The 22953-nt window shown below is 66.7% G+C and carries 24 protein-coding genes and 1 tRNA gene; 15 read left to right on the forward strand and 10 right to left on the reverse strand.

Features of this window, described 5'->3' with window-relative positions; genetic code table 11:
- Window positions 1-106: 106 nt before the first annotated feature.
- From OIK44_RS09165 to OIK44_RS09205, 9 genes are all read left to right on the forward strand, one after another.
- Window positions 107-2065 (forward strand): AMP-binding protein, encoded by a 1959-nt coding sequence (locus tag OIK44_RS09165; protein WP_420213843.1) that lies wholly within the window; start codon window positions 107-109, stop codon window positions 2063-2065.
- 14 nt (window positions 2066-2079) lie between these two features.
- The gene (locus OIK44_RS09170) at window positions 2080-2892 is read left to right on the forward strand and encodes an ABC transporter ATP-binding protein (RefSeq protein WP_273670434.1); all 813 of its coding nucleotides are present in this window, start codon (window positions 2080-2082) and stop codon (window positions 2890-2892) included.
- A gap of 15 nt (window positions 2893-2907) precedes the next feature.
- A complete protein-coding gene (locus OIK44_RS09175; protein ID WP_273670833.1) occupies window positions 2908-3804 on the forward strand; it encodes a branched-chain amino acid ABC transporter permease in 897 nt (298 codons plus the stop codon).
- 56 nt (window positions 3805-3860) lie between these two features.
- On the forward strand, window positions 3861-4919 hold the full coding sequence (locus OIK44_RS09180; protein WP_273670435.1) for a branched-chain amino acid ABC transporter permease: 1059 nt from the start codon (window positions 3861-3863) through the stop codon (window positions 4917-4919).
- A gap of 53 nt (window positions 4920-4972) precedes the next feature.
- Window positions 4973-6283, forward strand: coding sequence for an ABC transporter substrate-binding protein (locus OIK44_RS09185; protein WP_273670436.1), 1311 nt, complete (start codon window positions 4973-4975; stop codon window positions 6281-6283).
- 69 nt (window positions 6284-6352) lie between these two features.
- Window positions 6353-7168 carry an ABC transporter ATP-binding protein gene (locus OIK44_RS09190; protein ID WP_273670437.1) on the forward strand — a complete coding sequence of 272 codons (816 nt, stop codon included), beginning with the start codon at window positions 6353-6355 and terminating at the stop codon, window positions 7166-7168.
- 10 nt (window positions 7169-7178) lie between these two features.
- Window positions 7179-7535, forward strand: a complete 357-nt coding sequence (locus tag OIK44_RS09195) for an MmcQ/YjbR family DNA-binding protein (protein WP_273670438.1) — start codon at window positions 7179-7181, stop codon at window positions 7533-7535.
- Complete coding sequence (locus OIK44_RS09200; protein WP_273670439.1) at window positions 7532-8791, forward strand: phenylacetate--CoA ligase family protein; 1260 nt, start codon at window positions 7532-7534, stop codon at window positions 8789-8791. Before OIK44_RS09195 ends, OIK44_RS09200 begins: the two co-directional genes overlap by 4 nt.
- Before the next feature lie 131 nt (window positions 8792-8922).
- Window positions 8923-9507 carry a hypoxanthine-guanine phosphoribosyltransferase gene (locus OIK44_RS09205; RefSeq protein ID WP_273670440.1) on the forward strand — a complete coding sequence of 195 codons (585 nt, stop codon included), beginning with the start codon at window positions 8923-8925 and terminating at the stop codon, window positions 9505-9507.
- Window positions 9508-9584: 77 nt separating this feature from the next.
- Here the strand turns inward: OIK44_RS09205 and OIK44_RS09210 are convergent, their stop codons facing one another.
- The 4 genes from OIK44_RS09210 to OIK44_RS09225 all read right to left on the reverse strand — a co-directional run bounded on the left by OIK44_RS09210 (window position 9585) and on the right by OIK44_RS09225 (window position 12236).
- On the reverse strand, window positions 9585-10538 hold the full coding sequence (locus tag OIK44_RS09210) for an NAD(P)H-dependent flavin oxidoreductase (RefSeq protein WP_273670441.1): 954 nt from the start codon (window positions 10536-10538) through the stop codon (window positions 9585-9587).
- Between the two features lie 137 nt (window positions 10539-10675).
- Entirely contained in the window at window positions 10676-11587 is a 912-nt protein-coding gene (locus tag OIK44_RS09215) for an MBL fold metallo-hydrolase (RefSeq protein ID WP_273670442.1), read from the reverse strand.
- Window positions 11584-12027 (reverse strand): hypothetical protein, encoded by a 444-nt coding sequence (locus tag OIK44_RS09220; RefSeq protein ID WP_273670443.1) that lies wholly within the window; start codon window positions 12025-12027, stop codon window positions 11584-11586. The genes OIK44_RS09215 and OIK44_RS09220 overlap by 4 nt, the downstream gene beginning before the upstream one ends.
- A gap of 8 nt (window positions 12028-12035) precedes the next feature.
- A complete protein-coding gene (locus OIK44_RS09225; protein ID WP_273670444.1) occupies window positions 12036-12236 on the reverse strand; it encodes a DUF1289 domain-containing protein in 201 nt (66 codons plus the stop codon).
- 126 nt (window positions 12237-12362) lie between these two features.
- On the opposite strand from OIK44_RS09225, the gene OIK44_RS09230 reads away from it, so the two are divergent.
- The 4 genes from OIK44_RS09230 to OIK44_RS09245 all read left to right on the forward strand — a co-directional run bounded on the left by OIK44_RS09230 (window position 12363) and on the right by OIK44_RS09245 (window position 16147).
- Complete coding sequence (locus tag OIK44_RS09230; protein WP_273670445.1) at window positions 12363-13199, forward strand: AraC family transcriptional regulator; 837 nt, start codon at window positions 12363-12365, stop codon at window positions 13197-13199.
- 78 nt (window positions 13200-13277) lie between these two features.
- Complete coding sequence (locus tag OIK44_RS09235) at window positions 13278-14231, forward strand: DMT family transporter (RefSeq protein ID WP_273670446.1); 954 nt, start codon at window positions 13278-13280, stop codon at window positions 14229-14231.
- Between the two features lie 221 nt (window positions 14232-14452).
- Window positions 14453-14866 (forward strand): CopG family transcriptional regulator, encoded by a 414-nt coding sequence (locus tag OIK44_RS09240; protein ID WP_273670447.1) that lies wholly within the window; start codon window positions 14453-14455, stop codon window positions 14864-14866.
- Window positions 14867-14923: 57 nt separating this feature from the next.
- On the forward strand, window positions 14924-16147 hold the full coding sequence (locus tag OIK44_RS09245; protein WP_273670448.1) for an extracellular catalytic domain type 1 short-chain-length polyhydroxyalkanoate depolymerase: 1224 nt from the start codon (window positions 14924-14926) through the stop codon (window positions 16145-16147).
- Between the two features lie 8 nt (window positions 16148-16155).
- On the opposite strand, the gene OIK44_RS09250 is transcribed toward OIK44_RS09245, so the two are convergent.
- From OIK44_RS09250 to OIK44_RS09275, 6 genes are all read right to left on the reverse strand, one after another.
- Window positions 16156-16440, reverse strand: a complete 285-nt coding sequence (locus tag OIK44_RS09250; RefSeq protein WP_273670449.1) for a SemiSWEET transporter — start codon at window positions 16438-16440, stop codon at window positions 16156-16158.
- Window positions 16441-16488: 48 nt separating this feature from the next.
- A complete protein-coding gene (locus OIK44_RS09255) occupies window positions 16489-17631 on the reverse strand; it encodes a response regulator (protein ID WP_273670450.1) in 1143 nt (380 codons plus the stop codon).
- Window positions 17632-17645: 14 nt separating this feature from the next.
- Entirely contained in the window at window positions 17646-20681 is a 3036-nt protein-coding gene (locus OIK44_RS09260) for a response regulator (protein WP_273670451.1), read from the reverse strand.
- 91 nt (window positions 20682-20772) lie between these two features.
- Window positions 20773-20967 (reverse strand): cysteine-rich CWC family protein, encoded by a 195-nt coding sequence (locus tag OIK44_RS09265; protein WP_273670452.1) that lies wholly within the window; start codon window positions 20965-20967, stop codon window positions 20773-20775.
- Entirely contained in the window at window positions 20964-21188 is a 225-nt protein-coding gene (locus tag OIK44_RS09270; protein WP_273670453.1) for a zf-HC2 domain-containing protein, read from the reverse strand. The genes OIK44_RS09265 and OIK44_RS09270 overlap by 4 nt, the downstream gene beginning before the upstream one ends.
- Before the next feature lie 20 nt (window positions 21189-21208).
- Complete coding sequence (locus OIK44_RS09275) at window positions 21209-21799, reverse strand: sigma-70 family RNA polymerase sigma factor (protein WP_273670454.1); 591 nt, start codon at window positions 21797-21799, stop codon at window positions 21209-21211.
- 144 nt (window positions 21800-21943) lie between these two features.
- On the opposite strand from OIK44_RS09275, the gene argB reads away from it, so the two are divergent.
- On the forward strand, window positions 21944-22837 hold the full coding sequence (argB, locus tag OIK44_RS09280) for an acetylglutamate kinase (protein WP_273670834.1): 894 nt from the start codon (window positions 21944-21946) through the stop codon (window positions 22835-22837).
- A 40-nt stretch (window positions 22838-22877) separates the two neighbouring features.
- Window positions 22878-22952, forward strand: a tRNA-Thr gene (locus OIK44_RS09285).
- Window position 22953 lies beyond the last annotated feature (1 nt).

Genomic DNA, 22953 nt, shown 5'->3' on the forward strand with positions numbered 1-22953 from the left:
AACACGGCGGACCAACGCAAGCTAATATCATCACACAAAAACACGGAGCAACGCGCGTCTTGCCCCCACGGAAGCGCCGTTCGGTGACAAAAGCAACAGGGAGACACTGGTGCAAACATTTGAGGCAAGTACGCAAACCTTCCCGCGCCGGCTCCTGGAGCATGGCCGGGTGCGGCCGAACCGGCCGGCGTTCCGGGAAAAACACCTGGGCATCTGGCAAAGCTGGAGCTGGGCCGAGGTCAACGGCGAAGTGCGCGCGCTGGCCTGCGGCCTGGCCGCGCTCGGCTTCGGCCGCGGCATGCACCTGGCCATCGTCGGCGACAACCGGCCGCGCCTGTACTGGGCCATGCTGGCCGCGCAATGCCTGGGCGGCGTGCCGGTGCCCCTGTACCAGGACGCGCCGGCGGCCGACATGGCCTATGTGCTGGAAAACGCCGAGGTCGCCTATGCCATCGTCGAAGACCAGGAGCAGGTCGACAAGCTTCAGGAAGTGAAGGCGCTGTATCCGAAGATCCGCCGCATCGCCTACGACGACGAGCGCGGCATGCGCCACTACCGCCAGCCGGAACTGATCTCGTTTGCGCAGCTGCAGCAACTGGGGCGCGACTACGACCGCGCCCACCCGGGCTTTTTCGAGGCGGCCGTGGCGGCCGGCAGCGGCGCCGACTGCGCCATCATCCTGTACACCTCGGGCACCACCGGCAAGCCGAAGGGCGTCTGCCAGAGCCACGCGGCGCTGCTGGCGGCCGGCCAGGGCGGCGTCGCCTTCGACCGCCTCGGCGCGGACGAGGACATCCTGTCCTACCTGCCGATGGCCTGGGTCGGCGACTGCCTGTTCTCGCTGGCGCAGGCGCTGGTGGCCGGCTTCACCGTCAACTGCCCGGAGTCGGGCGACACGGTGCAGATCGACATGCGCGAAATCGGCCCCACCTATTACTTCGCGCCGCCGCGGGTGTTCGAGAACATGCTCACCAGCGTGATGATACGCATGGAGGACGCCGGCGCCCTCAAGCGCCGCATGTTCGGGCACTTCATGGCCGTGGCCAGGCGCTGCGGCGCCGACATCCTCGACGGCAAGCCGGTGCCGGCCGCCGACCGCCTCGCCTACGGCCTGGGCAAGCTGCTCGTCTACGGCCCGCTGAAAAACGTGCTGGGCCTGTCGCGCGTGCGCGTCGCCTACACGGCCGGCGCCGCCATCGGCCCCGACCTGTTCCGCTTCTACCGCTCGATCGGCGTCAACCTGAAGCAGTTGTACGGCTCCACGGAAACCTGCGCCTACGTCTGCCTGCAACCGGACGGCAACATCAAGTTCGACAGCGTCGGCCTGCCGGCGCCCGGCGTCGAGGTGCGCCTGGCCGACAACGGCGAGGTGCTGGTCAAGTCGGCCGCGACCATGAGCGGCTACTACAAGCGCCCCGACGCCACCGCCGAGGCGATCGACGCCGACGGCTACTTCCACACCGGCGACGCCGGCCTGTTCGACGCCGAGGGCCACCTGAAGATCATCGACCGCGCCGCCGACGTCGGGCGCATGAACGACGGCGCCATCTTCGCCCCCAACTACATCGAGAACAAACTCAAGTTCTTCCCCTACATCAAGGAGGCGGTCAGCTTCGGCCACGCCCGCGACCAGGTGTGCGCCTTCATCAACATCGACATCGAGGCCGTCGGCAACTGGGCCGAGCGGCGCGGCATCGCCTACGCCGGCTACACCGACCTGGCCGCGCACGCCCAGACCTATGAGCTGGTGCGCGACTGCATCGAACGCGTCAACCTGGAGCTGGCCGGCGAGGCGCTGATGGCCGGCACGCAAATCCACCGCTTCCTGATTCTGCACAAGGAGCTGGACCCGGACGACGACGAGCTGACCCGCACGCGCAAGGTGCGGCGCGCCTTCATCGCCGAAAAATACGCGCCGCTGATCGACGCGCTGTACCAGGGCCGGCAGTCGCAGTACATCGCAATCCAGGTCAAGTTCGAGGACGGCCGCAGCGGCACCAGCTGCGCCGACCTGCGCATCTGCGACAGCAAGACCTTTCCCGCCGTAGCCAACGCCGCCGCATGACGGAGCCCGCCACCATGTTAATGAACGAACCCGACGCCCATTTCGGCGCGCGCCAGACCGGCCCGGTGATCCTCGACCTGCACAACATCTCGCTGTCGTTCGGCGGCGTGAAGGCGCTCACCGACATCTCCTTCGACGTGCGGCAGCACGAGATCCGCGCCATCATCGGCCCGAACGGCGCCGGCAAGAGCTCGATGCTGAACGTGATCAACGGCGTCTACCGGCCGCAGCAGGGAGAAATCACCTACCGCGGCGAGCAGCGCCGCAACATGGATTGCTACGCGGCGGCCAAGTCCGGCATCGCCCGCACCTTCCAGAACATCGCCCTGTTCAAGGGCATGACGGTGCTCGACAACATCATGACCGGCCGCAACCTGAAGATGAAGTCGCACTTCCTGCTGCAGGCGCTGTACTGGGGGCCGGCGCGGCGCGAGGAACTGGCGCACCGCGAAAAGGCCGAGGAAATCATCGACTTCCTGGAAATCCAGGCGATCCGCAAGACGCCGGTGGGGCGCCTGCCCTACGGCCTGCAAAAGCGCGTCGAGCTGGGCCGGGCGCTGGCGGCCGAGCCCGACATCCTGCTGCTGGACGAGCCGATGGCCGGCATGAACGTCGAGGAGAAACAGGACATGTGCCGCTTCATCCTCGACGTCAACGAGCAGTTCGGCACCACCATCGTGCTGATCGAGCACGACATGGGGGTGGTGATGGACATCTCCGACCGCGTCGTGGTGCTCGACTACGGCAAGAAGATCGGCGACGGCACGCCCGACGCGGTGCGCGGCAACCAGGACGTCATCAACGCCTACCTCGGCGTGGCACATTAAGGGAGCGCGATGAACATCAATTTCTTCTTCGAGGTGCTGATCGGCGGCCTGCTGTCGGGCGTGATGTACGCGCTGGTGGCGATCGGCTTCGTGCTGATCTACAAAGCCTCCGGCGTGTTCAACTTCGCCCAGGGCGCGATGGTGTTCTTCGCCGCCCTCACCTGCGTCGGCATCATCGACAAATTCGGCGCCCCGCTGTGGCTGGCGATCCCGGCCACCGTCGCCGTCATGATCGCGCTCGGCCTGGCCATCGAAAAGGTGGTGCTGCGCCCGCTGGTGAACCAGCCGGAAATCACCCTGTTCATGGCCACCATCGGCCTGGCCTTCTTCATCGAGGGGCTGGCGCAACTGCTCTGGGGCTCGCAGGTGCACAAGCTGGAGCTGCCTATCGAGGACGTGCCCATCCAGTACCTGATGGAGCGCTTCAACATCATCGTCTCGCAATTCGACGTCGTCGCGGCCGGCATCTGCGCGCTGCTGGTGACGGCGCTGGCCCTGCTGTTCTCGAAGACCAAGGTCGGACGGGCGCTGCGCGCCGTGGCCGACGACCACCAGGCGGCGCTGGCGGTGGGCATTCCGCTGCAGCAGATCTGGGCCGTCGTGTGGTCGGTGGCCGGGCTGGTGGCGCTGGTGGCGGGCCTGCTGTGGGGCGCCCGCAACGGCGTCCAGTTCGCCCTCACCTTCATCGCGCTGAAGGCGCTGCCGGTGCTGATCCTGGGCGGCTTCACGTCGGTGCCGGGCGCCATCGTCGGCGGCCTGATCATCGGCGCCTCGGAAAAGCTGGCCGAGGTCTACCTGGGGCCGATGGTCGGCGGCGGCATCGAAGGCTGGTTCCCCTACGTGCTGGCGCTGCTGTTCCTGCTGGTGCGGCCGGAGGGGCTGTTCGGCGAAAAAATCATCCGCAGGATTTAACGGCGCGCGGGCGGCGGCGCAGCTGCCTGGCCCGACCACAACACCGAGGACAAGCAATGATCTACCGCGAAGCAGGACAATTCAAGACCAGCTACCAGGCCGACAACCAGATCTTCCCGATCCGCCAGGACCGCATCGCGCTGGCCGCGACGCTGGCCGTGGCGCTGCTGGCGCTGCCGCTGCTCGCCTCGCCCTACATGCTGTCGGCGATCATGATCCCCTTCCTGATCTTCGCGCTGGCCGCGCTCGGGCTGAACATCCTGACCGGCTATTGCGGCCAGCTCTCGCTCGGCACCGCCGCCTTCATGGCGGTGGGCGCCTTCGCCTCCTACAACTTCGTCGCGCGCATCCCCGGCATCCCCATCCTGCTGGCCTTCGTGCTGGGCGGCCTGTGCGCGGCGATGGTCGGCATCGCCTTCGGCCTGCCCTCGCTGCGCATCCGCGGCTTCTACCTGGCCGCCTCGACGCTGGCGACGCAGTTCTTCGTCGTCTGGTGCCTCACCAAGATCCCCTACCTGACCAACGGCAGCGCCTCCGGCGTCATCACGGCGCAGAAAATCACCATCTTCGGCTACCACTTCGACACCCCGGCCGGCAAATACCTGCTGGTGCTGCTGATCGTGACGCTGATGGCGCTGCTGGCCAAGAACATGATCCGCTCCAACGTCGGCCGCTCCTGGATGGCCGTGCGCGACATGGACATGGCGGCCGAGGTGATCGGCTTCCGGCCGATGCGCACCAAGCTGCTGGCCTTCGCCGTCAGCTCCTTCTACTGCGGCGTGGCCGGCGCGCTGTACGCCTACGCCTACCTCGGCACGGTCGAGCCGGAAGCCTACAACCTCGACCTGTCCTTCCGCATCCTGTTCATGATCATCATCGGCGGGGTCGGCTCGATACTCGGCTCCTTCCTGGGCGCCGCCTTCATCGTCCTGCTGCCGATCTTCCTGAACATCCTGGCGCACGGCCTGTCGCTGCCGACCAATGTGGCCTCGAACCTGGAACTGATGGTGTTCGGCGCGCTGATCGTGTTTTTCTTGATCGTCGAGCCGCACGGCCTGGCGCGTTTATGGCAAATAGGTAAAGAGAAACTGCGTCTGTGGCCCTTCCCCCACTAGGGGCCGCAGCACGCCGTCGCATGCAGTTTGTTGAATCTAATGGAGAAGACACAATGAAAAGCATCACATCGCTGTTACTCGGCGCGGCCATCGCCGGCGCCCTCGGCACGGCCGGCAACGCGCTGGCCCAGGAACAATTCATCGCCCTGCCGTCCTACCGCGTCGGCCCCTACGCGGCCGGCGGCTCCGGCTTCTACGGCGGCGCCATCGACTACTTCAACCTGGTCAACCTGAACGGCGGCGTCAACGGCGTCAAGATCAGTTGGGAGGAGTGCGAGACGGAATACAACCCCTCGCGCGGCATCGAATGCTACGAGCGCCTGAAAACCAAGAACGGCGGCGCCACCCTGGTCGAACCCCTGTCGACGGGCGTCGCCTACGGCGTCCTCGACCGCATCGCCCAGGACAAAATCCCGCTGACGACGATAGGCTACGGCCGCTCCGACGCCGCCAACGGCAAAGTGTTCCCCTATGTGTTCCCGCTCATCGCCAGCTACTGGAACCAGGCGGCCGGCATGATCAAATACCTGGGCGACAAGAACGGCGGCATGGACAAGCTGAAGGGCAAAAAAATCGTCCACCTGTACCACGACTCGGCCTTCGGCAAGGAGCCGCTGCCGGTGCTGGAGGCGCAGGCCAAGCAGTACGGCTTCGAACTGATCAAGATCGCCGTGGCGCCGCCGGGCAGCGAGCAGCAGTCGCAGTGGCTGCAGATCCGCCAGGCCAACCCCGACCACGTGATCCTGTGGGGCTGGGGCGTGATGAACTCGGTGGCGATCAAGACGGCGCAGCGCAACGGCTTCCCGCGCGAGAAGATGCTGGGCGTCTGGTGGGCCGGCTCGGAAGAGGACACCATCCCGTCCGGCGACGCCGCCAAGGGCTACAGCGCGATGACCTTCAACACGCCGGGCAACTACCCGGTCATCGACGACATCCGCAAAAAACTCTACGCCGCCGGCAAGGGCAACCTGGCCGACCAGTCGCGCATCAACTCCGTCTACCACATGCGCGGCGTGACGGCCGGCATCCTGTGGGTGGAGGCCATCCGCGCCGCCCAGGAGCACTTCGGCAAGGGCAAGCCGATGAGCGGCGAGCAGATCCGCTGGGGCCTGGAAAACCTGAACATCGACGAAGCGCGGCAGAAGGCCATCGGCGCCTTCGGCATGTTCCCCACCGTGAAAACCAGCTGCGACGACCACGAGGGCTCGGGCGCCGTGAAAGTGCAGCAGTGGGACGGCAAAAAGTGGCAGGCCATCACGCCGAACTGGATCGTCGGCGACAAGGCGCTGACGCGCCGGCTGGTGGACGAATCCGCGATCAAATACGCGGCCGAGAAAAAAATCACGCCCGCGTGCGCGAAGTGAGCCGGCGGCGCCGGGGTCCGGCCCCGGCGCCGCAGCGCCCGCACCATGTTTAACTTAGCAAAGCCAGCCATGACAACAGCCACCCAGCCCTATCTGTCGGTCAACAACATCGAAGTCATCTACGACCACGTCATCCTGGTCCTGAAAGGCGTCTCGCTGCAGGTGCCGCAGGGGAAAATCGTCGCCCTGCTGGGCGCCAACGGCGCCGGCAAATCGACCACGCTGAAAACCATCTCGACGCTGCTGCGCGGCGAGCGCGGCGACGTCACCAAGGGCGAGGTGCAATTCAAGGGAGAGCGGGTCGACCAGCTGACGCCGAACGAACTGGTCAAGCGCGGCCTGTCGCAGGTGATGGAGGGGCGGCACTGCTTCGGCCACCTGAGCATCGAAGAAAACCTGCTGACCGGCGCCTACACGCGGCACATCGGCCGCTCCGAACTGAAGGACTCGCTCGACAAGGTCTACCACTACTTCCCGCGCCTGAAAGAGCGCCGCGCCAGCCAGGCCGGCTACACCTCGGGCGGCGAACAGCAGATGTGCGCGATCGGCCGCGCGCTGATGGCGAAGCCGTCGATGATACTGCTCGACGAACCGTCGATGGGCATCGCGCCGCAAATCGTCGACGAAATCTTCGGCATCGTCAAAGACCTGAACCAGCGGGAAAACGTCTCCTTCCTGCTGGCCGAGCAAAACACCAACGTCGCGCTGCGCTACGCCGACTTCGGCTACATCCTGGAAAACGGCCGCGTCGTCATGGAGGGCCAGGCCGGCGAACTGGCCAGCAACGAAGACGTCAAGGAATTCTACCTGGGCGTCTCCGGGGCCGGCCGCACCAGCTTCCGCGACATGAAATTCTACCGCCGCCGCAAGCGCTGGCTGGCCTGAGGACGAGCGCATGAACCTGGAACAAGCGAAAGCCGTGTGCCGCGCGATGCCGGCCGCCAGCGAAGACATCAAATGGGGCAGCAACGTGGTCTTTTCCGTCGGGCTGAAAATGTTCGCCATCTTCGGCGGCAGCGAGGCGGCGCCCACCCTCAGCTTCAAGGTCGAGGACGAACGCTTCCTCGAACTGACGGACCGGCCCGGCATCATCCCGGCGCCCTACCTGGCGCGGGCGAAATGGGTGCAGATCGCCCGCCCGAAGGCGCTCGGCGACGCCGAGGCGGCGGCCCTGCTGCGCCGCGCCCACGGCCTGATCGTGGCCAAACTGAGCAAAAAACTGCAACGTGAAATCGGAGGGCAGGACCAATGAGCGCAACGCTAGACAGCCTGGAACGGCGCGCGCCCGACGCGCGCGAACGGGAAATGATGGCGCGCCTGCCGGCGCTGATCGCCCAGGCGCAGAGCGCGCCGGGCTGGGCGCGCATCCTGCGCGGCGTCAACCCGAGCGACATCGACAACCGCGCCGCGCTGGCGCGCCTGCCGGTGACGCGCAAAGCCGACCTGAAACAACTGCAACAGCAGGACAAACCGTTCGGCGGCCTGGCCAGCAGCCCCACCAGCGAGCTGGCGCGCATCTACATGTCGCCGGGGCCGATCTACGACCCCGAAGGGCGCGGCCCGGACTGGTGGCGCTTCGCGCGGCCGCTCTACGCGGCCGGCGTGCGCGCCGGCGGCCTGCTGCAGAACTGCTTCTCCTACCACTTCACGCCGGCCGCCTTCATGGTCGAAGGCGGCGCCGCGCGCATCGGCTGCAGCGTCATCCCGGCCGGCAGCGGCCAGACCGAAATGCAGGTGCTGGCGATGGCCGACCTGAAACCCGACACCTACGTCGGCACGCCCTCCTTCCTGAAACTGATCATCGAAAAAGCGCGCGAAATGGGCGCCGACATCAGCAGCGTCAAACGCGCCGTGATGGGCGCCGAAGCACTGCCCGAATCGCTGCGCGCCTGGTTCCGCGAGAACGGCGTGCCGCACGTCTTCCAGACCTACGCCTCGGCCGACATCGGCAGCATCGCCTACGAAAGCGCCAGCGACGGCGTGCTCCACCCCGGCATGGTGCTCGACGAAGACGTCCTGCTGGAAATCGTCCACCCCGGCAGCGGCGAGCCGGTGGCCGAGGGCGAGGTCGGCGAAGTGCTGGTCACCCTGTTCAACCCCGACTACCCGCTGATCCGCTTCGCCACCGGCGACCTGTCGGCCATCGTGCGAGACGGCGGCGCGGCGCCGTGCGGGCGCACCAACACCCGCATCAAAGGCTGGCTGGGGCGGGCCGACCAATCGACCAAAGTGCGGGCGATGTTCGTGCACCCCTCGCACATCCACGACATCGCGCGGCGCCACCCGGCGATACTAAAGGCGCGGCTCATCCTGACGGGCAGCGTCGCCAACGAAAGCATGACCCTGCACTGCGAAATGGAAGCGGCGGCGGCGGACGACGGCGGCGCGGCGGCCATCGTCGCGACGATACGCGAACTGACCAAATTGCGCGGCGACGTGCGCATCGTCGCGCGCGGCAGCCTGCCGACCGATGGCAAGCTCATCGACGACCAGCGCGATTACAACTGAACAACTTTGGGGTCAGGTCTAGACATGGCGGTTTTTTGCGTTTTAGAGACAGTAAACCGCCATGTCTAGACCTGACCCATTGTTGCGGATTTGCAGGATAATGGCGGGATTCACTTTTTTCCGCAAAGATCATGCAAGAATTCCATCACACTCGGGCCCGCGCCCTGATTAAAAACGCGGAGTTGCTTTTCGATCAGGATGCGGTGCAGGCGGCCGTCGCGCGCATGGCCGATGTGTTGAATGCCCGTTTCGACGATCCCGCTTGCGAGGAGTTCCCGCTGGTGCTAGGTGTGATGGGCGGCGCCGTGGTCTTCACCGGCAACCTGCTGCCGCAGCTGACCTTCCCGCTGGAGTTCGACTACATCCACGTCAGCCGCTACGGCGACGACGACCGCGGCGGCGAGGTGGTCTGGAAGGTGATTCCGCGCTCGAACGTGGCCGGCCGCACCGTCATCGTGCTCGACGACATCCTCGACGAGGGCGAAACGCTGGCCCACGTCAAGCAGCGCCTGCTCGATATGGGCGCCGCCGAGGTGATCCTGGCCGTGTTCGCCGATAAGGCGATCGGCAAGGCCAAGCCGTGCACGGCCGATATTGTCGGTCTGGTCATTCCGAACCGCTTTGTCGTCGGCTTCGGCATGGATGCTTACGGTTACTGGCGCAATCTGCCGGACCTGCGGGCGATCCGCCCGGAAGATTTGAGCAGCGCACCCTAGTCACGGACCGGGGCGCGCCCCGGCAACGCCCCCGGCAACGCCCCTGGCAACGCCCCCGGCAGCGCCCCCGCCCCGCCTTACAGGCTCAAGCGCGCCCGCGCGGCCGCGTATTCCGCCTTCAGGCGCGCCACCATCTCGGCCACCGTCGGCACGTCATCCATCAAGCCGACGCCCTGGCCCGCGCCCCAGATGTCGCGCCATGCCTTGGCGCCGCCGGAGCCGAAGTTCATCGCGCTCTTGTCCGCTTCCGGCAAGGCTTCCGGGTCGAGGCCGGCGGCGACGATGGATTTTTTCAGGTAATTGCCGTGCACGCCAGTGAACAGGTTGGTGTAGACGATGTCGGCCGCCGCCGATTCGACGATGGCGTCGCGGTAGCCGTCGTCGACGTTCGATTCCTGCGTCGCCAGCCAGCGCGAGCCGATGTAGGCGAAGTCGGCGCCCATCGCCTGCGCCGCCAGCACGGCGTCGCCGGTGGCGATCGAGCCCGACAGCGCCAGCGGACCCTTGAAGAATTTACGCACCTCGCCCACCAGCGCGAACGGCGACAGCGTGCCGGCGTGGCCGCCGGCGCCGCTGGCCACCAAGATCAGGCCGTCCACGCCCGCCTCCAGCGCCTTCTTCGCGTGGCGGATCGAGATCACGTCGTGCAGCACGATGCCGCCATAGCTGTGGATGGCGTCCAGCATTTCCTTCGGCGGTGCGCGCAGCGAGGAGATGATGATGGGGATCTTGTGCGCCACGCACACGGCGACGTCGTGCGCCAGCCGGTCGTTCGACTGGTGGACGATCTGGTTGACGGCGATCGGGCCGACCTTGGCCTCGGGATTGGCGGCCTGGAAGGCGGCCAGATCGGCCTGCAACTCGGTCAGCCAGGTGTCGAGCAGCTCGGCCGGCCGGGCGTTCAGCGCCGGGAAAGAGCCGACGATGCCAGCCTTGCACTGGGCCGCCACCAGGGCCGGGCCGCTGGCGATGAACATCGGCGAGGCGATGACGGGAAGAGAGAGGTTTTGCAACGCAAGGGGCAGGGCCATGACGAACTCGCTGACGGAAAATTGATCGGATGAACTCGCAACGATTATAGAGCGAAAAAGTACGATCGTGCTGAATTTGGCGGCGGACCTGAATTTTCGCGAGGCGATTTCCCGGAGATCGCCGTCCCTCCCCCGCCTCAGGCTTCGTTGAGTAAGTGCTCGCCCTCGACGCGGGCCGCGCCGGCCCTCAGCAGTTGCTCGACGGCCCACTGGCCCAGCGCTTCCGGCCCCTGCCGCAGGAAGCGCCGGTTGGCCGCGTCGAACACCGGCATCGCCGTCAACAGCGCCGGCACGTCGGCCAGCGCGATGCTTTGCCGCTCCAGCAGCAGGAATTTGAGCAGCACCTTGATGGCATTCTGGGCGTTGCGCAGCGGGTCCGCCATCAGGTAGTCAAGGCGCGAGTGGGCCCGCCGCAGCGCGCCGGCGACGTCGCCGAACGGCGCGCCGTGGCCCGGAATGACGAGACGCACGTCGAGCCCGCCGATCAGCTCCAGCGTCGCGCGCGTTTCGGCGAAGCCGGAGGCGCCGTCGAGTTCGGGGAAGATGATGCCGAAGCCGTTTTCCCACAGCGCGTCGGCCGAGATCAGGATGCGCTCGGCGGGACAGTAAAAGATCAGCGAGTGCGGGTCGTGCCCCGGCGCGCCCAGCGCCTGCCATGCCAGCCCGCCCAGCGTCAGCAGTTCGCCCGGCGCGATGGTGGCGTCGAAGCCGAAGCGTTCGCATTGCTGGCCGGTGGCCTTGAAGCTGAGCGCCTCGCTGTCCCAGCGCCGCACCTTGTCCGCCTCCGCCGCCGGAATCGAGGTGTGACAGCCGTAGTGGGCTTGCAGCGCGGCGTTGCCGCCGCAGTGGTCGGAGTGCAGGTGGGTGTTGAGCAGGCGGTCGAGGCGCCGTCCCTGCAGGCCGTGCCGCACCAGCGCCAGCGTCTGCGGCGCGTGCGTCAGGTAGCCGCTGTCGATCAGCGCCGTGTCGTCCGCGCCGACCAGCAGGACGTTGTTCGACGATAGCCAGCCGCGCTCGAAGACGCGGATCGCGTCCGGCAGCGCCGTCATCGCTTCATCTGGAAAGCCAGCGAGATTTGGGCGAATTCGATCAGCACGTCCTGCGAGCCGCCGTTGAAGGTGGTGAAGGCGTTGCCGGTCCGCACCACCATGCGCGGCGGAAACAGCCAGGACAGGTAGGGGATGCCGATCATTTTGGCGCCGCGCACGTCGCTCCAGTCGACCCGCTTGTCGTACACCCAGCTCTGGCGGATGCCGGTGGCGTCTATCGTCGTGCGGGCGCGCAGGAACCAGTAATAGCTCACGCCCAGCATCACCATCGAGGCGAGCAGCAGCGCCTTGACGCCCAGGCCGTACTGGCCCAGCGGAAAACGCAGCGCGACGCTGGCGCCGTAGGCCAGCAGGCCGAACGTGACGACGCTGGCAAATACCTTGAAACCGGTGCCATAGGCGGGTCCGCTGACGGTTTGCCGCGGTGTGTAGAAAGGCATGGACGTCCTTAGTCGAATTGAATCAGTTCTTCGCGGCGCTTGATGTCGGCCCAGACGGCGCGCTTGAAGTCGTCGTCGGCCCGGCCCCACTGGATAATTTCGTCGATGGTGCGCAAACAGCCCTGGCACAGGCCGGTGTCCTGGTCCATCTTGCACAGGCTGATGCAGGGCGAGGGCGGCGACGCCTCGGCGGGGAAATCGGGGCTCATAGAACTGGGCGGGTTGGCGGAATCAGCGTCCATTATGCCGCGAAACGGCGCCGCGATGTCGCTTGCACAAAACCGGCCCGGCCGGTGTATAGTCTTTTCCTTGCCCCGCCCTCGCCGTCCAACGCCATGTTCCGCCATCCCAGCGAATTCGTCCGCTTCAAAGCCAGCCCGCACCTGCCCGGCGTCGAGCTGTATATGGCGCGCCTGGTCGAGCACGCGTTCGCGCCGCACGCGCACGAGAGCTATTCGCTGGGCGCGATCGAGTCCGGCGTCGAACGCTTCCGCTACAAGGGCAGCGAGCACGTGGCGCCGGCCGACACGCTGGTGACGCTGAACGCCGACGAGATCCACACCGGCCAGGCCGAAATCGCCACCGGCTGGACTTATCAGATGCTCTACATCGAACCGGACACGCTGCGCGCGCTGGCCGGCACCGAGGTCTATTTCCCCGAGGCGGCCGTGCACGACCCGGAGCTGGCGCGGGCCTACCGCGGCGTCTTCGCGCGCATGTGGCAGGCCGACGACGACGTCGCCTTCACGTCCGAGTTCACGGTGCTGGTCGACGCGCTGGTGCAGCGCTACGGCGGCAAGGTGCGCGCCGAGGGCAGCGGCTCGGCGGCGCAGATGCGCCGCTCGCTGGCGATGCGCCGCGTGCTCGACTGCATCGAGGCGAACCTGGAGGGCAGCCTGCGCATCGAGATGCTGGCCGCCGAGGCGAATCTGTCGCTGTTCCATTTCGTGCGCGTCTTCGTCGCCACCTTCAACTGCACGCCGCAGCAGTACGTGCAGGCGCGCCGCGTGGTGCGCGCCAAGGGCTTGCTGGCGCGCAGCGTCAGCCCGGCGCTGGCGGCCGGCGCCGTCGGCCTGACCGACCAGAGCCACCTGAACCGCTGGTTCAAGCGCAGCTACGGCGTCACGCCGGCCCAGTATCAACAGCAAATTGGTACAAGACCGCCGCGCTGAGGACGCGCTAAGCTGGCGTTTTACTATTCAAGGCGCGGGCATGGACATGGCATCGACAAGATTCAAAGCAGGCACGCCATGTTGATCGGGGTGTTGTGCGCCCTCGGCGCCGGGCTGTTGTGGGGGCTGGTCTTCGTCGTGCCGCTGATGCTGGGCGACTATCCGGGCATGGTGCTGTCCTTCGGCCGCTACGTCGCCTTCGGCCTGATCGCGCTGCTGCCGGCCTGGCTGGACCGCAAGCGCATGCGCGCGCTGTCGCGCGCCGACTGGCGGCGCGCGCTCAAGCTGGCCCTGATCGGCAACCTGCTGTATTACGCGATGCTGGCCAGCGCGATCCAGATGGCCGGTTCGCCGCTGCCGACCATGTTGATCGGCACGCTGCCGGTGGCCATCGCGGTCTTTTCCAACTGGAGCCCCGGCCATCCGTCAGAAAGCGTGGCCTGGAGCCGTTTGGCGCCGTCGCTGCTGATCATCCTCACCGGCCTGCTGCTGGTCAACGCCAGCGAGCTCGATGCCTTCCGCCAGGCCGGCGGACAGCGCAGCCTGGCCGATTATGTCGTCGGCTGCCTGCTGGCCGCCGGTGGCGTCGCCGCCTGGACCTGGTATCCGGTGATGAACGCCCGCCACCTGAAGGCGAATCCGCATATCCATTCCGTCACCTGGGCCACGGCGCAGGGACTGGTGACGCTGCCGCTGGCCCTGCTCGGCCTGTTCGGCTATGGCGCCTACGCCAGCATCGGCCAGACCGGCTTCGACTTTCCGCTGGGGCCGCAGCCGCTGCGCTTCGTCGGCCTGATGCTGCTGGTGGGCCTGACGGCCTCCTGGCTCGGCACGCTGTTGTGGAATCAGGCCAGCCAGCGCCTGCCGACTTCGCTGGCCGGCCAGTTGATCGTCTTTGAAACCCTGTTCGCCCTGCTGTACGCCTTCATCCTGCGCGGCGCCCTGCCCGGCGCGGCCATCGCCGGCGGCATCGTGCTGCTGTGCGCCGGCGTGCTGCTGGGCGTGCGCGCCTTCCGCCACCAATTACATTGAGCTATTGCCCAAAGGCATAAAACCGGGGTCCGTCCGGACTCCGGCGGCGGCAGGCGACATCGTCCCTGAAGCGGGCGCCGCCGCGCCCCCTCCTTCCCTCCCCCTCTTTCCGCCAGAAACCGCGCTTCCTCAGGAATCGTGCTTGACTTCGACCATCACACGCCTATACTACCATCCATACAGATGGTGGTTGGATGCCATAGAGCGTATTACGGAGACTTATGAGCAAACTGGAAAGCAAACTAAAAGTCAGCGAATCAGAAAAAATCACGATTAACCTCGGTCCGATCGACCTGGGACAGATCGATTTATTGGTTCAGGAAGGGTTTTACTCGAACCGCACGGACCTGATCCGCACGGCGATCCGCAATCAGTTGAACACCCACGCCGACGTGGTCCGGCAAACTGTGGCGCGCAAGAGCCTCGTGTTGGGAATGCAGCATTATTCCCGCGAGGATCTGGAGGCGCTCCAGGCCGCCGGCCAGCGCCTGCAGATCCAGGTGCTCGGCCTGGCCAGCATCGCCAGCGACGTGTCGGTGGAACTGGCGCTGGCGACCATCGAATCGATCTTTGTATTGGGCGCCTTGCACGCAAGCGCCGTTGTAAAAGCCGCCTTGGCGGGACGAATTCACTAACGCGCAGAGCCGGCCTCTGTCTGCCTGAGCCTCGCGCGCACATTTGGAAAGATGGCCATGAAAATCAATAAGCAATTTTTTGCGCAGCTGCGCGACGCCAGCAAGAAGCTGTTCGGCAAGGGCGGCGCGGCCGCCGCGACGATGCAGCAGGCGATGGCCGACGCGCAGGCGGCGCAGGCGCGCGGCATGCACGACATCAATCCGCCGCCGCGCGGCGCCTCGGCCAAGGCCGCGCCGCAGGCCGCCGAGGCGCCGCAACGCCAGCCGCAGACGCCGCAACAGATGGCCCAGGAGTTCATGGCGCGCCTGGGCATGCCGCAGGGCACGGGCCAGAAGGGCTTCGACCTGCCCGCCTTCGACCTGAATTCCCTGGACCTGCCGGGCATGAGGAAACGGCGCCCGGCGGCGCCGCCGCCCGAGCTGGCGCCGGGCGCCCAATTCGTCGGCGGCTCCTTCCGCAACCACGCCGGCGGCCGCGACTACAAGCTGTACATCCCCAGCAGCTTCCACGGCCAGGCCATGCCGCTGCTGGTGATGCTGCACGGCTGCACCCAGAACCCCGACGATTTCGCCAACGGCACGCGGATGAACGCGGTGGCCGAGGAGAAGCAGTGCTTCGTCGTGTATCCGGCGCAGGCCAAGAGCGCCAACAATTCGCGCTGCTGGAACTGGTTCAACGCCCTCGACCAGCAGCGCGGCCAGGGCGAGCCCTCGATCATCGCCGGCATCGCCCAGCAGGTCATCGACAAGTATCCGGTCGACCGGCGCCAGGTGTATGTCGCCGGGCTGTCGGCCGGCGGCGCGATGGCGGTCATCGTCGGCGCGCTGTATCCGGAGCTGTTCGCGGCGGTCGGCGTGCATTCCGGCCTGCCTTTCGCCTCGGCCCAGGACCTGCCGTCGGCGCTGGCGGCGATGAAGGGCGGCGCCAGCGCCAGCCGCAAGGCGCCGGCCGGCGGCGTGCCCATCATCGTGTTCCACGGCGACCGCGACACCACCGTCAATCCGCGCAACGGCGAGGAAGTGATGGCGCAGGGCTTGCGCAGCCAGGAGCACGGCGCCGCGGCGGCGGCCTCGATCGATTCGGGCAGCGTGCCGAACGGCCACCGCTACACCCGCACCACGCACCGCCACCCGGACGGTTCGCCGCTGGGCGAGCATTGGGTGATCCACGGCGCCGGCCACGCCTGGTCGGGCGGCAGCGACAGCGGCAGTTACACCGACGCCAGGGGGCCGGACGCGAGCCGCGAGATGATGCGGTTTTTCGAGACGGTGGGGCCGTAAGGCCGGGGTCAGGCCCGCGGCGCCGCCGCCCCGCCGCGCTCGAAGCGCCACTTCATGATCAGCACGCTGGAGGCCAGCACCAGCGTCGCGCCGTTGGCGGCGACCACCGGCCAGGCGTCTATCATCAGGCCGTAGCACAGCCACAGGAAGACGCCGAAGGTCATGATCAGATACATGCTGAGCGAGACGCCCTGGGCCTGGCGTTCGCGCCACACCAGCCGCACTTGCGGGATGAAGGAGCAGGTGGTGCAGGCCGCGGCCGCAAATCCAAGGTATTCCACTGCGCTAGACATCGGCATCTTTCGTAGAGGGAGGGGCGGCCGGCGGCCGCCCAGGCTATTTTATTTGATAAACAACTCCATTCTTTCACGTTTTTTGCCCATGTCGCCGTCGCCGTCGGCGTAGCGCCGCGCGATGGCGCGGAATTCGTCCTCGATGGCCAGGAAGGCGTCGACCATGTCGGCGTCGAAGTGGCTGCCGCGCCCCTCGCTGATGATGGCCACCGCCTGTTCGTGCGTCATGCCCTCTTTGTAGACGCGCCGGCTGATCAGCGCGTCGTAGACGTCGGCCACCGCCATCAGCCGCGCCGAGATCGGAATCGCGTCGCCGGCCAGCCCCTGCGGATAGCCGCTGCCGTCCCATTTCTCCTGGTGGCCGTAGGCGATCTCCTTGGCGTACTTGAGGAAGTCGACCTCGATGCCCAGCTCGCGCTCGGCCGCCAGGATGGCGTCGCGCCCCAGGGTGGTGTGGGTCTTCATGATTTCCATCTCGTGCGGCTCGAACGGCCCCGGTTTCAGCAGGATGTGGTCGGGGATGCCGATCTTGCCGATGTCGTGCAGCGGCGCCGATTTGAACAGCAGCTCGATGGTCTTGTCGGTCAGGAAGCCGCTGAAGCGCGGATGCCCGCGCAGCTTCTCGGCCAGCGCCTTGACGTAGTGCGAGGTGCGGCGGATGTGGTTGCCCGTCTCGCTGTCGCGCGTCTCGGCCAGCGAGGCCATCGCGTGGATCGTCACGTCCTGCAGCGCGGCGATTTCGCGCACGCGCAGCTCGACTTCGGTTTCCAGGAAGTGGTTCTGGTCGCGCAGGAAGTCGTGCACGCGCTTCATCGCCAGCTGGGTCTTGATGCGCGCCAGCACGATGGGCGCCGAGATCGGCTTGGTGATGTAGTCGACCGCGCCCAGCGACAGGCCAAGCTGCTCGTCGGCCACCTCGCTCATCGCCGTCACGAAAATGACGGGGATGTCGCGCGTGGCCGCGCCGGCCTTGAGCGCCTGGCACACCTCGTAGCCGCTCATGCCCGGCATCATGATGTCGAGCAGGATCAGGTCGGGCGGCTCGGCGCCGTTGGCGATCTTCAGGGCGCGCTCGCCGTTGACGGCGATCTTGGTGCGGTAGTCGTTTTCCAGCACGGCGCACAGCAGCTCGATGTTGTCCGGCGTGTCGTCGACGACCAGGATGGTCGGTTTGGCATAGGGCTGTTGCATCGCCTGTCCTTCGCTCACAGTGTCACCTCCAGCGCCGCGGCCGCCTCGTGCAACTGCGCCAGCGCTCCCTCGAAATCGTATTGCCCGAGCAGGCGGCGCAACTGGCGCGCCTGCTCGGCCTGGCCGGCCGCCGTCAGCATCGCGCAGATCTGCTCGACCTGCTTGAGCGCCGCCGCGTCGTCCTGGCCCAGCAGCGCCGCCAGCGCGCGCATGGCCTCGCCCAGGCGGGCCAGTTCGGCGGCGCTGGCCGGCGCCATCTCGGCCTGCGGCGGCGCCGCCTTGTCGTCGAGCGCCTGGACGATGCCGGGCAGCAGGCGCTGCAGTTCCTGCGAGGTCGCCGCCAGCGCCAGTTCCAGCGCCTCGCCGGCGCCGTGCGCCAGCAGATGCTCGACCGCCGCGGCGCTGTCGGCCAGGGCGACGGCGCCGATGTTGCCGGCCAGGCCCTTCAGCGTGTGCGCCTCGCGCGTGGCCGTCTCCAGGTCGTTGTTGTCGATCGCGGCGCCGATGCGCGCGATCGCCTCGGCCTGGGTCGCGGCGAAGCGCTCCAGCAATTTTCGCATCAATTGGAGATTGCCGCCGATGCGCCGCAGCGCCGCCTCCATGCGCAGGCCGGCGATGGCCGGCAACGCCTCGCCGACGCGCGCCTCCGGCGCCGCCGCCGCCGCCTCCTCCTGCGGATGCTTGGGCGCGATCCAGCGCGCCAGCGTCGAAAACAGCTGCGCCACGTCGATCGGCTTGGCGATGAAGTCGTCCATACCGGCCTCCAGGCATTTCTCCTTGTCGCCGACCATGGCGTTGGCCGTCATGGCGATCACCGGCAGGCGGGCGTGGCGGGCGTTCTCGCGCAGCTTGCGGGTGGCGTCGTAGCCGTCCATCACCGGCATCTGGCAGTCCATCAGCACGCCGTCGTAGTCGTTGACGGCGATCTTCGCCAGCGCCATCGCGCCATTGCTGGCGATGTCGACGCGCACGCCGGCGTCGCTGAGGATCTGCTGCGCCACCTCCTGGTTCACCTCGTTGTCCTCGACCAGCAGCAGCCAGGCGCCGCGCACGGACAGTTCGGCGGCCCGGTAGTCGGTCTGGCGGCGCGATTTGCGGCAGTTGCCCAGGTCGCGGCCGAACACCAGCGAGATGCTGTCGAGCAGGGTGGAGGCGCTGACCGGCTTGTTCAGCAGGCCGTCGATCTGCTGGGCGCGCAGCTCGTCGAGCAGCACCTCGCGGGCGTAGGCGGTGACGACGATGACCTTGGGCGCGTCGGCGCCGGCGCTGGCGCGGATCGCGGCGCTGGCCTCCAGCCCGCTCATGCCCGGCATTTGCCAGTCCATCAGCACCAGGCCGTAGGGCCGGCCCTCGTCGCGGGCGCGGGCCAGCGCCTGCAGCGCCTGGGCGCCGCCGGCGACGGCGGCGGCGTCGAAATGCAGCGCCGCCAGCATGCCGAGGAAGATGCCGCGGGCGCTGGCGTTGTCGTCGACCACCAGCACGCGCAGGCCCGACAGGTCGGCCGCCGTGCCGTCGGCCGGGTGCGGCAGCTCGGCCAGGTCGAAGCGGGCCGTGAAGAAGAAGGTGCTGCCGACGCCGGCCGCGCTCTCCAGGCCGATCTCGCCGTCCATCATCTCCACCAGGCGCTTGCTGATGGTCAGCCCCAGGCCGGTGCCGCCGTGGTGGCGCGTGGTCGAGGTGTCGGCCTGGGTGAAGGCCTGGAACAGCTTGTCGCGCTGGGCCGGATTCAGGCCGATGCCGGTGTCGCGCACCTCGACGCGCAGCCAGGCCGACTGGGCGTCCCGGCGCAGCAGGCGGATGCTGACGACGATCTCGCCGCGCTCGGTGAACTTGATGGCGTTGTTGGTCAGGTTGATCATCACCTGGCCCAGCCGCAGCGGATCGCCGCGCAGCGCCACCGGCACGTCGGCGGCGACGTCGAACAGCAGCTCCAGGCCCTTGTCCTGGGCGCGGATGATGGACAGGTCGGCGATCTGCGCCATCACGTCCTCCAGGTAGAAGTCGACGTTCTCGAACTCCATCTTGCCGGCCTCGATCTTCGAGAAGTCGAGGATGTCGTCAATGATGATGAGCAGGTTCTTCGACGCCGATTCGACCTTTTCCAGGTAGTTGCGCTGCTTCGCCGTCAGGTCCGTCTGCAGCGCCAGGTGGGTCATGCCGATGATGCCGTTCATCGGCGTGCGGATTTCGTGCGACATGTTGGCCAGGAAGTCGGACTTCATCTTGGTGGCGTCCTCGGCCACCTCGACGGCGTGGCGCAACTGCTGTTCGGCGGCCAGGCTGGCGCTCATGTTTTTCAGCGCCTGCAGCAGCTCGCCCGTCTCGTCGCGCGAGCTGATCTCGATCACCGAGCTGAGGTCGCCGTTGGCGACCCGGGTGGCGATGGCGATGGCCTCGTCGAGCGGGCGGGTGATCGAACGGGCCGACATGGCGAAGGCCGTGCCGACCAGCACGGCGGCCAGGCCGATGCCCGTCATCAGCAGCAGCGAGGCGTTGATGTCGGCGCGCATCCGCGCCGCGCCGGCCTGCACCTGGCGCTGCTGGTAGTCGTCGAGCACGCGGATCTGCGCCAGCAGGCGCTCCAGCGCCGGCAGCGCCATGCTCTTCATCTTCGCCTCGGCGCCGGCGCGGTCGTCCTCCTCGACCAGGTCGGCCACGGCGATGAAGGTGCTGTAGTAGTCGGCGCGGGCGCGCTTGACCGCGGCTATCATGCGCCGCGCCTCGGGGCTGGCGTCGAGCCGGGCCAGCTTGTCCAGCTCGGCGTCGATGCTGCGCTTGATCGCGTCGATGCGGGTGTAGCCGTCGATGCGCTGGGCCAGCTTGGTCTGGATGATCAGGCTGACGATGCGCGTGGCCGCCTCGTGCGATTGGGTGTTGATGCTGTTGATCGCCGCCGCCGCCGCCCAGTCGTCGCGCAGGCGGTGGTCGTTTTCGGCGCGGATCGCGTAGATCCGGCTCACCGAAATGAGGATCACGCTCATCATCAACAAGATCAGGATCGCGTAACCGGCGTTGATGCGGACGCTGATCCGGATATCCCTAAAACGCATTCTAATTCCCCTCGGAAACATTTAAATACGGAGTCTGAGGCGAAGCGCGCGCTTGAGGCAAGGAAAATTTGCGTTTGCGGGGTGCGGCCGGCTATTCCGCGGCGGGCGCGGGCGCCGTCTGGGCGGCGATATGGCGCCGCAGGCAGTCGGGGCACCAGCAGGCGCCGCCCGGCGCGGCCGGCAGCGCCACCACCGGCGGCAGCGCCGTGCACCAGCACGGCTCGGCGGCGCCGGGGTCGGCCATCGCGCAGCCGAAGGCGGCGCCGCAGCGGCCGCAAATGCTCATGGCCGCTCGCGCCCGGGCGCGCCGGCGTCGGGCGGGAAGCTGCGCATGGCGCGGCGCAGCAGGCCCATTTGCCCGTTGAAGCGGGTGCAGGCGCCGCACACCATCAGGTGCAGGCGCATGCGGATGCGCTCGACCGTGGAAAGCTCGCGGTCCATGCCCTCGGAAACGAGGCGGTGCACTTCCCTGCAGGTCGGTTTCAGGCCGCGCGGTTTTTTTTGCATATTCATACCCTCTCTGGACTTCATGGCGCAATCAAGGGGCGGACTTGGCGGCCGCCGAACCAGTTCAAATCGAGGCACTCGCGCAAACGCATGCGCGCCCGGTACAGCAGCACCCAGGCATTAGACGCGCTGATACACAATTCCTTACAAATTTCTTCGGTTTCCAGTTCCAGCCACTCGCGCATCATGAAGATGCGCGCCGTCTTCGCCGGCAGCTTCTCCAGGCACGCTTCCAGCACGGCAAAGAAATCTTTCTGCTCCAGCGTGCGTTCGGGATCGCCCCACTGCAGCGGCATCGCCTGGGTGTGGCCGTCGGCGCTGAACAGGGCGTCGATGGCCTCGTCCTCGGACTGCTCCTCGCGCGCGTCGATCTGCCGCTCGCGCGTGCACTTGCGCAGGTTGTCGATGATCTTGAACTTCAGGATGCCCGTCACATAGGTGCGCAGCGAGGACTGGCCGGCGTAGCGGCCGGGCTGCTCCAGCACGGCGATCAGGGCGTCCTGGACGGCGTCTTCGGCCAGCGCTTCGTTGCGTAATTGCAATAGCGCGAAACGCACGAGCAGGGGGCGCATGGCTTCCAGCTGGCGGTGAAGGTCGTTGTCGGTGCTCATATCGGCCCAGACTAAAGGATAGCCGCAGAATTTACAACAAGATGGCCCTATAATGCATCCTAAGATTTGCATCTTCCCTGTAAAATTCGCCAAAATATATTTTCCGGACCCGCCATGACTCAACTTGCTAACTTGAACCTGGACATGAACGACGACTTGACGGCGGTGGCGCCGCAGATCAAGGCGCAGATTCTGGCCGAGGCCCTGCCCTACATCCGCAACTTCCACGGCAAAACCATCGTCATCAAATACGGCGGCAACGCGATGACCGACGAGCGCCTCAAGCACGGCTTCGCGCGCGACGTCATTTTGCTCAAGCTGGTGGGCATGAATCCGGTGGTGGTGCACGGCGGCGGACCGCAGATCGACAACGCGCTGAAGAAAATCGGCAAGCAGGGCACCTTCGTGCAGGGCATGCGCATCACCGACGAGGAAACCATGGAAGTGGTCGAGTGGGTGCTGGGCGGCGAGGTGCAGCAGGACATCGTGATGCTGATTAACCATTACGGCGGCCAGGCCGTCGGCCTGACCGGCAAGGACGGCGGCTTGATCCGCGCGCGCCGCATGCAGATGCCCGACCGCGAAAAACCCGGCGAATTCCTCGACATCGGCTTCGTCGGCGAGATCGACGCGATCAATCCGGCCGTCGTCAAGGCGCTGCAGGACGACGCCTTCATTCCGATCATCTCGCCGATCGGCTTCGGCCAGGACGGCCAGGCTTACAACATCAACGCCGACGTCGTCGCCGGCAAGATCGCCGAAATCCTCAAGGCGGAAAAGCTGATCATGATGACCAACATCGCCGGCGTGCAGGACAAGCAGGGCAAGCTGGTGACCGACCTGTCGGCCCGCGAAATCGACGAGATGTTCGCCGACGGCACCATTTCGGGCGGCATGCTGCCTAAAATTTCATCGGCGCTGGACGCCGCCAAATCCGGCGTGAACACCGTGCACATCATCGACGGCCGCATCGAGCACTCATTATTGCTCGAAGTGTTGACCGAACAAGCATTTGGCACTATGATCCGTTCGCACTAAAGCAAACGCGGCGCACTTCACCAGGCGCCGCAGCAGCAGCGCCCTTGTAGCTCAGTGGTAGAGCACTCCCTTGGTAAGGGAGAGGCCACGTGTTCGATCCACGTCAAGGGCACCAT

Origin of the sequence: Janthinobacterium fluminis, from assembly GCF_028595325.1 — a bacterium.
Lineage (GTDB): Bacteria > Pseudomonadota > Gammaproteobacteria > Burkholderiales > Burkholderiaceae_D > Janthinobacterium > Janthinobacterium fluminis.